This is a genomic window from Halomicrobium sp. HM KBTZ05 (genome assembly GCF_041530035.1).
Taxonomy (GTDB): Archaea; Halobacteriota; Halobacteria; order Halobacteriales; family Haloarculaceae; genus Halomicrobium.
Map to the genome: position 1 here is coordinate 1550533 of NZ_CP168057.1, position 14150 is coordinate 1564682.

Sequence of the window (14150 nt, forward strand, 5' to 3'; positions counted from 1 at the left end):
CTCTCTGCAATCGACGGAGGACGACCCGATGCGTAGCGCGAAGATCGTCTGTACGCTGGGACCGGCGACGGAGTCGGTCGAGCAGATTCGCGGTCTCGCCGAGGCCGGCATGTCCGTGGCACGGCTCAACGCCAGCCACGGCACGCCAGAGCACCGCCGCGAGATGATCGACCGGATCCGAGAGGTCGACGCGACCACGGAGCGGCCGGTCGCGTCGATGCTCGACATGCCGGGTCCAGAGGTGCGAACGGCTCCGATCCGCGAGCCGATCCAGTTGGACGAGGGCTCGACGGTCGAGTTCGTCCAGTCAGACGAGGCGACGCCAGAGCGCGTCGGCCTCTCGCTGTCGATCACGTCCGTCCAGCCGGGCGATCGCGTGTTGCTCGACGACGGTCGGATCGAGACGACGGTTGACCGCGTCGACGGCGACTCCGTCTACGCGACCGTCGAGAACGGCGGTGAACTCGGTGCCCGCAAGGGCGTCAACGTCCCCGGCGTCGAGCTGGACTTGCCCGCCGTCACGGACAACGACCGGCGAGAACTCGACGTCGCCGCGGAGAAAGAGCCCGACTTCGTGGCCGCCTCGTTCGTCCGCTCGGGCGAAGACATCTACGAGATCGAGGCCGAGATGGAAGAGCGCGGCATCGACATCCCGATCATCGCCAAGATCGAGCGGGCCGGCGCGGTCGAGAACCTCGATTCGATCGTCGACGCCGCATACGGCGTGATGGTCGCGCGTGGAGACCTCGGCGTCGAGTGCCCGCTCGAAGACGTGCCGATCTTCCAGAAGCGCATCATCCGCAAGTGCCAGGAAGCAGGCGTGCCGGTCATCACGGCGACGGAGATGCTCGACTCGATGATCCACGAGCGCCGGCCGACCCGCGCGGAGGCCTCCGACGTGGCCAACGCCGTCCTCGACGGCACCGACGCGGTGATGCTGTCGGGCGAGACCGCGATCGGCGACAATCCGGTCCGCGTCGTCGAGACGATGGACCGCATCGTTCGCGACGTCGAGTCGGCCCCCGAGTACGACCAGAATCGCGAGCAACAGGTCCCGGCCGCGGGCGAGACGCGAACGGACGCGCTGGCGCGGTCCGCCCGGTTCCTCGCTCGGGACATCGGGGCTTCGGCAGTCGTCGCTGCCTCCGAATCCGGCTACACCGCCCTCAAGTCGGCCAAGTACCGACCGTCGATTCCGATTGTCGCCTCGACGCCCAGCGACGAGGTGCGGCGACAGCTCGCCCTCTCGTGGGGGATCATCCCCGTCTCGACGGAGTACACGACCCAGGGTGCGGACGCGATCATCCAGAACGCCGTGCAGGCGGCCCTGGACACGGAGGCAGCGGACGGCGGCGACACCGTCGTCGTCCTCTCCGGGATGATGACCGAACTCGAAGGGATGAACACGGCGAACCTCCTGAAGGTCCACGTCGCGGCCGAACGGATCGCCAACGGCCGCTCGGTCGTCGACGGGCTGGTGTCGGGGCCGGTCTATCACGTGCCCGACGGCGACCTCTCCGACGTGCCCGACGGTGCGGTGATCTCGATCGCCGCGGACTTCGACGGCGAGTTCGACGGCGAGGTCGAACGGATCGGCGGCATCGTCGACGCCCACGACGGGACGACGGGCTACGTTGCGATCGTCGCGCGCGAGCTCTCGATCCCGATGATCGCCAACGCCGAACTCCCGGACCTGGCGGACGGAACGCAGGTCACGCTCGACGCAGAGCGTGGCATCGTCTACGAGGACACCACCGAAGACGACCGCTCGTAGCGACACGAGCCGGCAGTGAGATCGCTGGCCGTCACTGCTTTACCGTATTGTCCACCCACGACGGGAAAATGCGTCACAGAGAGACAGCCGGCGGTGTGAATATGTGCAGTTAAGTATCGAAGGGTTCACCCATCCAATATCATGGCCGCATACGCAGGGGTGGATCTCGGCGCGACGAACATCCGCGTTGTCGTCGGCGACGAGTCCGCCCGCGAACTCGGGTCAGATACGCAGGCCACACCGCGAGGGCCGAACGGGATCGCCGTCACCGAGGCGATCCTCGACTGTCTCCGCAACGCCTGTGACGACGCCGACGTATCGCCAAGTTCCGTCGTCGCCGCCGGTATCGGATCGATCGGACCACTGGATCTCGCCGAGGGGATCGTCGAGGGACCCGCGAACCTCCCGGATTCGATCGGTCGGATCCCGCTGACCGGCCCCGTCGGCAACCTGATCGACTCGGAACGCGTGTACCTGCACAACGACACCAACGCCGGGGTGATCGGCGAACGCTTCTTCTCTGACCGGAACCCCGACGATATGGTGTACCTGACGATCTCCTCGGGGATCGGTGCCGGCGTCGCCGTCGACGGCAACGTCGTCGACGGCTGGGACGGCAACGCCGGTGAGGTCGGGCACATGACTCTCGACCCGGCCGGCGTGATGACGTGTGGCTGTGGCTCGGACGGCCACTGGGAGGCGTACTGTTCGGGCAACAACATCCCGAAGTACGCGATGCAGCTCCACACGGAAGACGGGATGGAGACGGCGCTCCCGATCGAGAGCGGCGACTTCGACGCGGCGGACGTGTTCGACCGTGCGCGGGACGGCGACGACTTCGCACAGTACGTCATCGGGCAGGTCGGCCACCTCAACGCCATCGGGATCGCAAACGTCGTCCAGGCGTACGCCCCGCTCGTGGTCTACGTCGGTGGCGCAGTGGCGCTGAACAACCCCGACGCCGTCCTCGACCCGATCAGAGACGAACTCTCGGAGATGGTGTTCGGAAACATCCCGGACGTGAAGCTCACGACGCTGGGCGAAGACATCGTCGTCATGGGCGCGCTCGCCTCGGCGATCACCGACGGCACCGGCGAGCGGTAATCGCCGAGGCGGTCAGCCCCGTTCCAGATCGTAGAGGCGGCGAAACGCCGCCGGTGGAAAGCGCAGTTCCACGCGGCTGGGCGGTCGCCCCTTCCCGCTTTCGAGGCCGGACTGGACGCGTTCGACGATTCCGCCTTCGGCCATCTCGTAGAGGTACCGCTTGACCGTTCCCGGCGAGAGGTCGACGGTCGCTTTCGCGGCGATCGCCTCCGTGGTCGCGGTGACGGACTCTCGATCGGCCGAATCGAGTTCGACGACTTCTCGCAGGACGCGCTGTTTGTTGTCTGGCAGCGCGAGCACTCTCGCCAGCGACACCGAGGGCCGTGGGATCTGCTCGATTGCGGCCTCGACGTCGTCCTGGCCGACGCGCGTCCCCTCCCGTTGACTCGCGTCGTCGGCCGCGATAAACAGCGCCGCCAGCGCGTCGTGTGCGTTGCCGTCTGCCCACTCGGCGATCGTACGGGCCTGTTCGTGGCTCAGCGCCTGGGGAGCGAGTCCGTCCGATGCACGCGTCATCAACACGTCGACGAGCATCTGTCGACGGTACGGCTCGACTGGGATCGTCGTCGCCGTGTACTCGGTCAACAGTGTCTCTTCGGGGTCGTCTCGTCCGATCGCCAGCCAGCTCACGTTGCTGGGCAGCCCCGCGAAGAGGTCGATCAGCGCCTCGGCGTCGGTGCTGCCCTGTTCACCGACGTGATCGACGGCGATCACGACGCCGATGCTCGCGGCTCCGAGCATCTCGTGGAGCCGACGGCGAAGCTCCGAGGTGCTGATCCCGTGTTCGGGAACCCGGTCGTCGACGAGTCCGTCGAGCACACGGTGGTAGAACGCGAACCGACTCGTCGTCTCACGCAGATCGACATAGACGAACTCCGGAGAGGGCGGCGCTGCCGCGCGGGTACTCGTGTGGATGACCGACCGCTGTTCGGTCGAGAGTCGTCCGAGCCGCGAGAACAGTGCCGTCACGATCGCCGACTTCCCGGAGCCGAACGGCCCCGACACGTAGGCGTTGGGCGGTAAGCGGCCGTCGAACACCGGATCGAGGTGATCGAGCAGTCGCTCGAAGACGGGGCCTCGGTCCGACGGATCGTCGATGTGTGCGACCGGGGACAGCGATTCGTAGTCCTGAATCAGTCGGGGGCCACCGCCCCGGCGCTGTCGTCGTTTTATTCTCGCGTCGATATCCATGAGCGATCCTGGGAGGCGTTGTGAGTGATATCGTCTACACTATTAAAAGGACCCGGGTTGTCCGGTATCCAGTCGTCCCCGTCGGTCGGACGACGAGCGCGTCGGCCGAACCGGGTGGATAGCTGTGCCATCTCTCCTGTCGATGTGGCGATCAGAGTCCGAGGTAGCCGGCGTTCGGGAGGACGTTCGCCAGGTAGAGGACGCCGACCGCCAGCATCGCGATCGCGATCGCCATCGCGGGTGGGTCGACGTGGGTGCCCGAGTGCGAGTAGAACAGTCGCTGGGTCACCTCGCCCAGGAGCGCACTGATCGCGCCGAACAGGGCCGCTACCAGCAGGATCACCGGCGGGCTCGCGATCACGTCGGCCGCGAGGACCGCACCGACGGCACCGACCAGCGTCATGTGGTGTGTGACGGGAATCTTCTCGATCCCGAGGGCGAGGAAGAGCAGGCTCGCCGCCGAGATACCGTAGCTGAGGAAGACGCTCCCGGTCTCCAGCCAGATGTAGCCCGCCAGGACGCCGGTGACCAGCCCGATCACGGTGACGCCCGACCACTTGTACTGGTGGGGGAGCCACGGCTCGGTCGCCAGTCGCCCTTCGTGCTCGGCCGGAACTTCGCCGCCGTCGGCCATCCGGCGCGGTTCTTCGCGCTCGAACGGCGACATGTCGAGCAGGCTCGATCCGGCCACCTTGCCGACCAGCGGGTAGCCAAAGACGAGGCGAGCGATGAACGCCGTCGCGACGACAGACAGCGCGATGTTGTCGGTCGGGAAGCCGATCCCGCCCATGACGCGGGTGATGATCATCCCGAGGGCACCGAACACTGCCCCGACCGCCAGCACGTCTGGCTTGGTGCCGTGAGCGAAGGAGATGTTCTTCCCGAAGTGGTAGTCCCAGCCGGCCGGCTCCATCTCGGGGTACTTCTTGCCGGCGTAGGCCGCAGCGGCGACGCCGCCAGCGAAGGCGACGTGCGGGCCGGTGACCATCCCGAAGCCGATGACGCCGGTGATACCCGTGGCCAACTCGCCGTCCGGAACGTCCGGGAGACTGCCGATCTCTCGCTGGAGAATCGCGATCCCCTCGCCGAGGAACACGACGAACCCCGTGAAGATGAACGACGGCAGCGCACCCAGGGCGGCACCGAACGCACCGCCGGCCAGTGCCGCGATGAGCAGGGTGGCGAAGCGCTCGGCGGTGATGTCGATGATCGGCAGTTGCAGGAGGACCTCGAGCATTCGTTATTCCTCCTGTGCCCAGTCCCGCGAGCGTTCGACGGCGTCGTCCCAGCGTCCGTACATCTTGTTTGCCTGCTCCGGTGCCATCTCGGGCTCGAAGTTGCGGTCGACCTGCCAGTTGTCCCGCAGTTCGTCGATCGTGTCCCAGTAGCCGACGGCGAGGCCGGCGGCGTAAGCCGAGCCGAGCGCGGTCGTCTCGTCGACTTCCGGCCGAGAGATCTCCGTCTGGATGATGTCGGACTGGAGCTGACAGAGGAAGTTGTTCTTGACGGCCCCACCGTCGACGCGCAGCGTCGTCGTCTCGACGCCGGAGTCTGCCTCCATCGCCTCGGCGATGTCTCGGGTCTGGTACGCGATGGATTCGAGGGTCGCACGGACGATGTGCTCTTTCCGGGTGCCGCGAGTCATCCCGACGATCGTCCCGCGTGCGCGCCCGTCCCAGTGTGGTGCGCCGAGCCCGGTGAAGGCCGGCACCATGTACACGCCGTCGGTCGAATCGACCGAGCGGGCGAGCTCTGCGGTCTGTGCGGCGTTCTTGATGAGGTCGACGTCTTCGAGCCACTCGATCGCCGCGCCCGTGATGAAGATCGACCCCTCCAGTGCGTACTGGACGGGTTCGCCGGACATCTGGAAGCCGATCGTGGTGAGGAGTCCGTGATCGGACTCGACGGCCTCCTCGCCGGTGTTCATGAGGTAGAACGAGCCCGTGCCGTAGGTGTTCTTCGCGTCGCCGGCATCGAAGCAGGTTTGACCAAACAGGGCGGCCTGCTGGTCGCCCAGGGCACCGGCGACGGGGACCTCGGCACCGAGGAAGCCGTCGGGGTCGGTGGTCCCGTAGGTCGCTTCGTCGGAGGACGGACGCACCTCGGGGAGCATCGCTTCGGGAACGCCGAACTCTTCGAGGAGTTCCGCGTCCCACGACAGCCCCTCGATGTCGTAGAGCATCGTCCGAGAGGCGTTGGTCACGTCGGTGATGTGGTTGCCCGTGAGGTTGTAGATCAGCCACGAGTCGATCGTCCCCATGAGGAGTTCGCCGTCGCGGGCACGCTCACGGAGGTCTCGCGTGCGGGCACTCTCTAGCTTGAGGGGTTCGGCGTTGTCGAGGATCCACTCGGTCTTGGTCGCCGAGAAGTAGGCGTCGGCCTCCAGCCCGGTCTTCTCGCGGATCATCTCGATCTTGCCCGCTTCTTCCAGTTCCTCGACGCGGTCGGTCGTCCGTCGGTCCTGCCACACCAGCGCGTTGTGGATCGGCCGCCCGGTCTCTCTGTCCCACACGATCGTGGTCTCTCGCTGGTTCGTGATCCCGATCGCTTCGAGCTGGGTGGCATCGAGGTCGGCGGCGTCGAGGCCAGCAGTGACGACGGCCTTCGTGTTCTCCCAGATCTCGGTCGGATCGTGTTCGACCCAACCGGGCTCCGGATAGATCTGTTCGTGCTGTTCGTACGAGTTGGCGACGACGCTGCCGCTGTGGTCGAACACCATGAAGCGGGTACCGGTCGTTCCCTGATCGATCGCACCGACGTATGTGTCTGACATCGTTGTGTACTCCGTGGGGCGAAACTTTATCTGCTGTTCCGCTCTATCGATAAACAACATAGGCAATCATTATAAATGTTACTGGCGCTGTCGAACCGTCAGTAAATCATCCGCAGAAACGACCGCTACTGGTACGAGTCCAGCGTCGCCGCGATCTGCTCGTCGATCGATTCCAGCGTCTCGGCCGTCGAGTCTGCGGTGTACAGCCGTTCGACGCCCTCCTCGATGATCGTCCGAACCGTGTCGAACGGGCCGATCTGCGCTCCGCGGGTCCCGATCGTGTCGGTCGTTTCCATCAGCTGGTCCAGTGCCGTCGCGTAGTGGGTGTTCTCCTCGAACCACCCCGCCGCCCGCAGTTCCGGAATCGCCCCTTCGTGAACCGGGAAGTAGCCGGTCTCGCGGTGCCAGCGCTGCTGTTGTTCGGGCTGGGTGAGCCAGGTCAGGAACTCGCCGACCGCGTCGTGGACGGCCGTCGAGTGGTCGGCACCGACCCACAGCGACGCGCCGCCGACCAGCACGCCCGTCCTGTCGTCGAGCACCGGGAATCGTCCCGTTCCGACCGGGAACGTCGCGCCCGACTCGATCCCCGTCAGCGAGGAGGTCGATCCGATGAGCATCGCGGCGTCTCCGTCGTGGAACGCGGTTCTGGCAGCGCCTCGCGCCTCGATGCCGGGGTCGTAGTGATACCCCGATTCGGACATGTCGCGCCACCACTCGAACAGCGACTGGCCGAACTGACTCCCGAGGTTCGCCGTCGTCGGTCGTCCGGCGCGTCCGTTGTCGTTGTCGACCAGCGGCTCGTTCGCTTCCGCGAACCACTGTTCGACGAACCACGAGTAGTTCGCGAACGTGATGCCGTACTCGGAGACGCCAGCGTCGACGAGGCGTTCCGAGGCGTCCCGCACCGCCGAGAGCGTCTCGGGCGGCCGGTCGGGATCGAGTCCCGCGCGCTCGAACGCGTCGCGGTTGTACACCAGGACCGGATTCGAGGCGTTGAACGGGAGCGAGTGCAACGTCCCGTCGAACCGGTAGTAGTTCGCTACCGGGTCGAGGAGCGAATCGACGTGTTCTCGGGAGAGCAGTTGTTCGACCGGCACGAACTGGCCGCTGTCGCGCGCTCGCGTGGTCCCGATCTCGAAGATCTGGGCGATCGCCGGTGGCGATCCGTTCTCGGCCGCCGTCAGTGCCGCGTCGAGGGTTCCACGATAGCTCCCCTTCGACGACAACGAGAGCTGGATGCCGTCGGTCTGGGCCTCGAACTCGCGGGCCAGTTCCTCCAGCAACAGCCCCTTCTCGCCGCCCATCGCGTGCCAGAACTCCACGACGGTCGCGTCTTCGTCCGCGGTCTCGTCGGCGAGTTCGTAGTCGTCGAACGTCGATTCGAGCGTGCCGGCCCGCTCGGCCAGCGTCGAGACGCGCGTCGACACCTCGGCAAGCTCGGTCGTCTGTGTCCTAGCTGCCGTCGCCGCGACCTCGGCGTCGGAGGCGGTGTCGTCACTGATGTCGCCGACGGCGTTGACCATCGAGACGATCTCCTGGGTGGACGCTGCCTGACTGTCAGTGGCCTCGTCGATCTCCTGGATGCTCGTGTCGATCTCCTCGACCTGCTCGACGACGCGTTCGAGACCGTCGGTCACCGATTCGACGGTGTCGTGTGTCCGGTCGACGCTCTCGCTCGTCTCGTGGACGGTCTCGACGGTCGCCTCGGCCTGTTCGTGGACTCGGTCGATCGACTCTTCGATCTCTGCGGTCGCTCGCTTCGTCTCGCTGGCCAGCTCTTTGACCTCGCTGGCCACGACACCGAAGCCCTCGCCGTCCTCGCCCACGCGGGCGGCCTCGATGTTCGCGTTCAGCGCGAGAACGTTGGTCTGGTCGGCCACGTCGGTGATGAACTCGACGATGTCTTCGATCTCGGTCAGGAGGTCGTTGAGCCGCTCGATCTGCTCGACGGTTTCCGAGGAGCGCGCCGCGAGCTGTTCGAGTTCGGATCTGGCCTCCGTCGCCGAGGACCGGGCCTGATCGCCCTGGGCCGCGGCGTCGCCGGTCGCCGTCGCGACCTCGTTGGCCGACGCTGCGATCTCCTCGATCGTCGCCGAGAGGGCCTCCATCTCGTCGGCGATGTCGTTGATCCGCTCGCTCTGTCGATGGGAGCCCGACGAGATGCCGTCGACCGCCTCGCTCACCTCGCGGCTCGCACCTTTCACGGAGTCGAGACGCTCGTCGACCTGCTCGGTCGACGACGCCACCTGCTCGCCGAACACCGAGACCGTCTCGACGGTGTCGCGCCACTCGGCGATGAGATCCCGGTAGGCACTGTACAGTTCCGAGACCACTGCTACGTCGGCGTCGCCGGGCGTCGCCGTCAGATCTCCCTCGGCGTTGGCCGCGACCACCGAAGTCAGATCCTCGATCGCACGCTCCAGTGTCTCCGCTCGTTCGCGTTCCGCTGTCAGAGTCTCCTGAATCCGTTCGCGGTCCTCGATCGCTTCGTCACGCTGCGCGCGTGCCTCGGAGAGTTGCCGTTCGAGTTCTTGTCTCGTTCGTGCCTGTTCGTCGTCTTCGACCGCCTCGCCGCCGTCCGAGCGCGTCTCCGCTTCGGTCGAGTTCGTCGATCGCCAGTCAAACATCGATAACGCGCCTCCTGGTCGTGATGAACATACGATACGTAGCAGGTCCATACCGTACGTATATAATAGTTATTGGTAGATGTATAAGGTAGATAAAGATAGTACGTCGGCGTCTAAAGCGGTGGTACCGCCCGGTTTGCAGGAGACGTATCCCGATCAGCAGCGCCGAGAGCCAGCGAGACAGTCGGCGTCGGCGAGCATCGTCCGCACGACGCGCCGAAATCGTGTTAACGATCACTAGTTTTACTGTCGGTGTCCGTTCGTCGGTGAAGTAAAGTGGGTGGCGACCTAACGACTCCGAATATAGATGGCATCGACACCACGAATCGTCGTCGTCGGAGGTGGCTCGACCGGCGCGGGCGTCGCGCGAGACCTCGCGATGCGCGGGGCCGACGTGACCCTCGTCGAGCAGGGGAATCTCACACACGGCACGACGGGGCGCATGCACGGACTGCTCCACAGCGGCGGCCGGTACGCAGTCTCCGACCAGAAGAGCGCACGCGAGTGTATCGAAGAGAATCGCGTGTTACGCGACATCGCGAGCCACTGCGTCGAGATGACCGGTGGCATGTTCGTCAAGCGTCCGGAAGACTCCGAATCGTACTTCGAAGAGAAACTACAGGGGTGTACCGACTGCGACATCCCCGCAGAGGTGATCTCGGGCGAACGCGCACGCGAACGCGAGCCCCACCTCGCGACGGACGTCGACAAGGCGATCTCCGTCCCCGACGGCGCGGTCGACCCGTTCCGGCTCGTCGTCGCCAACGCCGCCAGCGCACAGGAACACGGTGCCCGCATCGAGACCCACTCGAAGGTCACCGATCTGCTCGTCGAGAGCGGCGAGATCGTCGGCGTCGAGGTCGAACACGGGGCCAAGTCCGGCGAGCGCGTCCACGGCGTCCAGTCGGGCCGAGAGACGATCCGGGCCGACCACGTCGTCAACGCGACGGGCGCGTGGGCCGGCCGGATCGGCGACATGGCCGACCTCGACGTGGCCGTCCGGCCCTCGAAGGGCGTCATGACGATCATGAACGTCCGGCAGGTCGACACCGTCATCAACCGCTGTCGGCCCAAGGGCGACGCGGACATCATCGTCCCCCACGAGACGACGGCGATACTGGGGACGACCGACGAGGAGGTCGAGGACCCGGAGGACTACCCGGAAGAGCAGTGGGAGGTCGACCAGATGATCGAGACGCTCTCGGAACTGGTGCCGATGCTCGCCGACGCGCGCTCGATCCGGTCGTTCTGGGGCGTGCGCCCGCTGTACGAACCGCCGGAAGTGGGCAGCGAAGACCCGACCGACATCACGCGAGACTACTTCTTGCTCGACCACGAGGAACGCGACGGTCTGCCGGGGATGACGACCATCGTCGGCGGGAAGTTCACGACCTACCGGATGATGGGCGAGGAGATCGCCGACCACGTCGTCGCCAAGTTCGGGATGGACGCCGACTGCCGGACTGCGGACGTGCCCCTGCCCGGCAGCGAGGAGTTCTCGGTGCTGCGAGACTACATGGACGAGTTCGGCCTGCGCTCGCCGATCGGCCGGCGCAGCGTCGAGCGACTGGGATCGCGGGCCGAGGAGGTGCTCGGCACCGGCGAGCCGAACCCGGTGCTGTGTAACTGCGAGGGCGTCACGCGCGCGGAAGTACAGGACGCGATCTCACAGGCCGGCGCGGACCTCAACGGGACCCGCATCCGGACCCGAGCGTCGATGGGCAACTGTCAGGGCGGTTTCTGCATCCATCGCCTGGCCGGCGAGCTCCACCCCGAGTTCGACGAGGCGACGGTTCGAGACTCCTGGGACGACCTGCTACAGGAACGGTGGAAGGGACAGCGCCACGCGCTCTGGGGGAACCAGCTCCAGCAGGCGATGATCAACTACGCACTGCACGCGACGACGCAGAACCGCGACCACGATCCGGCGACCCATCCCGTCGACTTCGCCGCCTTCGACAGCGGACCGGGCTCGGATCGTCGCCTGGGGTCGGACACCGTCGGGGAGGCCGCAGATGGCGATTGACTCGGAAGTGCTGGTCGTCGGCGGCGGGCTCGCGGGCGTGACGAGCGCGATCGCGGCCGCCCGCGCGGGTGCGGACGTGCGCCTGGTCTCCTACAAGCAGAGCTCGCTCCGGCAGGCCTCCGGACTGATCGACGTGCTCGGGTACGTCGGCGACGAGGTCGTCGTCGATCCGTACGACGCGATTCCGGAGCTCCACGAGGACCACCCCTACCGGATCGTGGGCGTCGAGACGGTTCGGGACGCGATGGCGCTGTTCGACGAGACCGTCGACGGCTACCACGGCGACCACACGGAGACAAACGCACTACTGCCGACCCACGGCGGGACGGTCAAGCCGACCGCCCGCTACCCCGCCGGAGCCGCCGAGGGCGTCGCAAGCGACGACCGGGACACGCTCCTGGTCGGCTTCGAGCGGCTGGTCGACTTCGACGCACCGCTCGCCGCGAGTCACGTCGAGGCCGCGGGCGCGCCGTTCTCGGCCGACGGCGTGACGATCACGTTCCCCGGAGACCTCCAGGCCGACGCCAAGGTCACTCGGTACGCGAAGCTGCTCGACCAGAACAGTCCCGTCGCGGTCGACGGCCGGAAGGTCGACACCCGGAGCGCGCTCGCCCAGCGGGTCGCCTCCCACCTCGACGGCCACGAACGCGTCGGCTTCCCCGCGGTGCTGGGCGACGATCACACCGACGCCGTCAGGGCGACACTGGCCGAGGAGCTCGGAGTGGCCGTCTTCGAAGTCCCGATGGGACCGCCCTCGCTGCCGGGACTCCGACTCGAAGACCGCCTCTTCGATGCACTCGACCGGTCCGGGGCGCGCTACGAGGTCGGCAATCCCGTCGTCGACTACGAGGGCGAGGACCGGATCGAACGCGTGGTCGTCGAACGCAACGGCTCTCGGGTCCCCTACAGCGCCGACCAGTACGTCCTCGCGACGGGCGGGCTGGTCAGCAAGGGCGTCGAGAGCGACCGCGAGGGCGTGCGAGAGCCGATCTTCGACTGTCACGTCCCGCATCCGGGAGACCGATACGACTGGTTCGAAGACGGCGTCTTCGACGACCACGCCTTCGCGCGCTTCGGCGTCGACGTCGGGAGCGACTTGCGGCCACGTGGGGCCAGCGGAAGCGTGGAGTTCGAGAACCTCAGAGCGGCTGGGGCGACGATCGGCGGCTACGACTTCGCGGCCGAGAAGTCCGGCAGCGGCGTCTCGATCGCGACCGGCTACGCGGCCGGGCGAGCGGCGACGGAGGATCTGACATGAGTGATTCAGCTGATACACCGACGGAGGAGTCGTTCGAACCGACAGAACCGAACACGGGCGAGGAGTTCGAGCCGGTCCAGGTGTTCCCTGACGAGGAGACGATGGACCTGCGACCCGGCGCGGACTCCTGTACGAAGTGTAGCACCTGCGACACCAACTGCCCGGTCGCGGAAGTCGACGACGAGTTCCCGGGACCGAAGTTCCAGGGACCAGAGCAGTGGCGGCTCAAGCAGACCGACGACGGCGACGAGTTCGCCATCGACGACTCCATCATGGACTGCTCGAACTGCATGCGCTGTGACGACGCCTGCCCCTCGGGGGTCCCGCTCAGCCAGATGCACAACGAGGCCCGCGGCGAGTACGTCGACGAGCAGATGAGCAAGCTCTCGACGGAGTACTGGCGCAACCGGATCCTCGCCAACTACCGCACGTCCGCGTGGCTGGCGAGCAAGGTCCCCCGGATCGCCAACGTCGCGATGAACTTCGGGCCCGCCCGCTGGGTCATGGAGAAGACTCTCGGTGTCACGAGCGAGCGGGAGTTCCCGGCCTTCGCGACGGAGACGTTCTCCGAGTGGTGGGCCGCTCAGGGCGGCGCTGCCGGTTCCCGCGAGCGCGCTCGCGAGGCCCGCGAACGCCGCGGCGAACCCCTCGACGCCGACAAGAAGGTCGCGTACTTCCACGGCTGTTACTCCGAGTACAACACCCCCGAGGTCGCGCGGGCCCTCGTTCGAGTGTACGAGCACTTCGGCTACGAGATCGTCGTGCCCGAACAGGGCTGCTCGGGGACGCCGATGTTCGCCAACGGGATGCTCGACGACGCCCGCCGCCACGCCGAGGTCAACGTCTCCTCGATGGCCGATCTGGTCGAGGAGGGATACGACGCCATCGCCTCCTGTACGTCGTGCTCGCTGGCGCTGCGACAGGAGTATCCCGAGCTGTTCGACATCGACGGCATCGAAGACGTGGCCGAGAACACGTTCGAGTCCATCGAGTACCTCCGGATCCACGAGGACGTGCGCGGTGCCCTCCAGGACGCCGAGATCGGGGACGAACTCGCCGAAGAGTTCGCCTATCACGCGCCGTGTCACGCCCGCAACCAGGGGCTCGAACGGCAGGCCGTCGAGCTGTTCCGCGATCTCGACGGCGTCGCAGTCGAGGACGTGGGCGACTCCTGTTCGGGCATCTCCGGCACCTACGGCTGGAAAGACGAGAAGTACGAGAAGTCGATGGCCATCGGTGAGGAGATGTTCGACCACATGGAGGACGTCGAGAGCACCACCGGCATGACCGAGTGCCCCACCTGCTCGATGCAGATGGAGCACGGCACCGGCTACGACATCCGCCACCCGATCGAGCTGGTCGCGGCGGCGCTGGTCGAGTGAGAGCGGAGAGCCGCC

The 14150-nt window shown here is 66.6% G+C and carries 9 protein-coding genes; 5 read left to right on the forward strand and 4 right to left on the reverse strand.

Annotated features, from left to right (window positions below; translation table 11 throughout):
* Positions 1-28: 28 nt before the first annotated feature.
* A complete protein-coding gene (gene pyk / locus ACAH01_RS08120) occupies positions 29-1774 on the forward strand; it encodes a pyruvate kinase (RefSeq protein WP_372478850.1) in 1746 nt (581 codons plus the stop codon).
* A 141-nt stretch (positions 1775-1915) separates the two neighbouring features.
* The gene (locus ACAH01_RS08125; protein WP_153553578.1) at positions 1916-2878 is read left to right on the forward strand and encodes an ROK family protein; all 963 of its coding nucleotides are present in this window, start codon (positions 1916-1918) and stop codon (positions 2876-2878) included.
* Between the two features lie 12 nt (positions 2879-2890).
* On the opposite strand, the gene ACAH01_RS08130 is transcribed toward ACAH01_RS08125, so the two are convergent.
* From ACAH01_RS08130 to ACAH01_RS08145, 4 genes are all read right to left on the reverse strand, one after another.
* Positions 2891-4069: a Cdc6/Cdc18 family protein gene (locus ACAH01_RS08130; protein WP_170094474.1), complete on the reverse strand. Its 1179-nt coding sequence runs from the start codon at positions 4067-4069 to the stop codon at positions 2891-2893.
* Between the two features lie 151 nt (positions 4070-4220).
* Positions 4221-5306: a hypothetical protein gene (locus ACAH01_RS08135; RefSeq protein WP_170094473.1), complete on the reverse strand. Its 1086-nt coding sequence runs from the start codon at positions 5304-5306 to the stop codon at positions 4221-4223.
* A gap of 3 nt (positions 5307-5309) precedes the next feature.
* Positions 5310-6842 carry a glycerol kinase GlpK gene (gene glpK, locus ACAH01_RS08140; RefSeq protein WP_372478851.1) on the reverse strand — a complete coding sequence of 511 codons (1533 nt, stop codon included), beginning with the start codon at positions 6840-6842 and terminating at the stop codon, positions 5310-5312.
* A gap of 125 nt (positions 6843-6967) precedes the next feature.
* The gene (locus tag ACAH01_RS08145; protein WP_170094471.1) at positions 6968-9469 is read right to left on the reverse strand and encodes an extracellular solute-binding protein; all 2502 of its coding nucleotides are present in this window, start codon (positions 9467-9469) and stop codon (positions 6968-6970) included.
* 307 nt (positions 9470-9776) lie between these two features.
* On the opposite strand from ACAH01_RS08145, the gene glpA reads away from it, so the two are divergent.
* The 3 genes from glpA to ACAH01_RS08160 are packed head-to-tail and all read left to right on the forward strand — an operon-like array spanning position 9777 to position 14135.
* The gene (glpA, locus tag ACAH01_RS08150) at positions 9777-11495 is read left to right on the forward strand and encodes an anaerobic glycerol-3-phosphate dehydrogenase subunit GlpA (protein ID WP_170094470.1); all 1719 of its coding nucleotides are present in this window, start codon (positions 9777-9779) and stop codon (positions 11493-11495) included.
* Entirely contained in the window at positions 11485-12753 is a 1269-nt protein-coding gene (glpB, locus tag ACAH01_RS08155) for a glycerol-3-phosphate dehydrogenase subunit GlpB (RefSeq protein WP_372478852.1), read from the forward strand. Before glpA ends, glpB begins: the two co-directional genes overlap by 11 nt.
* Positions 12750-14135 carry an anaerobic glycerol-3-phosphate dehydrogenase subunit C gene (locus tag ACAH01_RS08160; protein WP_170094468.1) on the forward strand — a complete coding sequence of 462 codons (1386 nt, stop codon included), beginning with the start codon at positions 12750-12752 and terminating at the stop codon, positions 14133-14135. The genes glpB and ACAH01_RS08160 overlap by 4 nt, the downstream gene beginning before the upstream one ends.
* Positions 14136-14150: the final 15 nt, after the last annotated feature.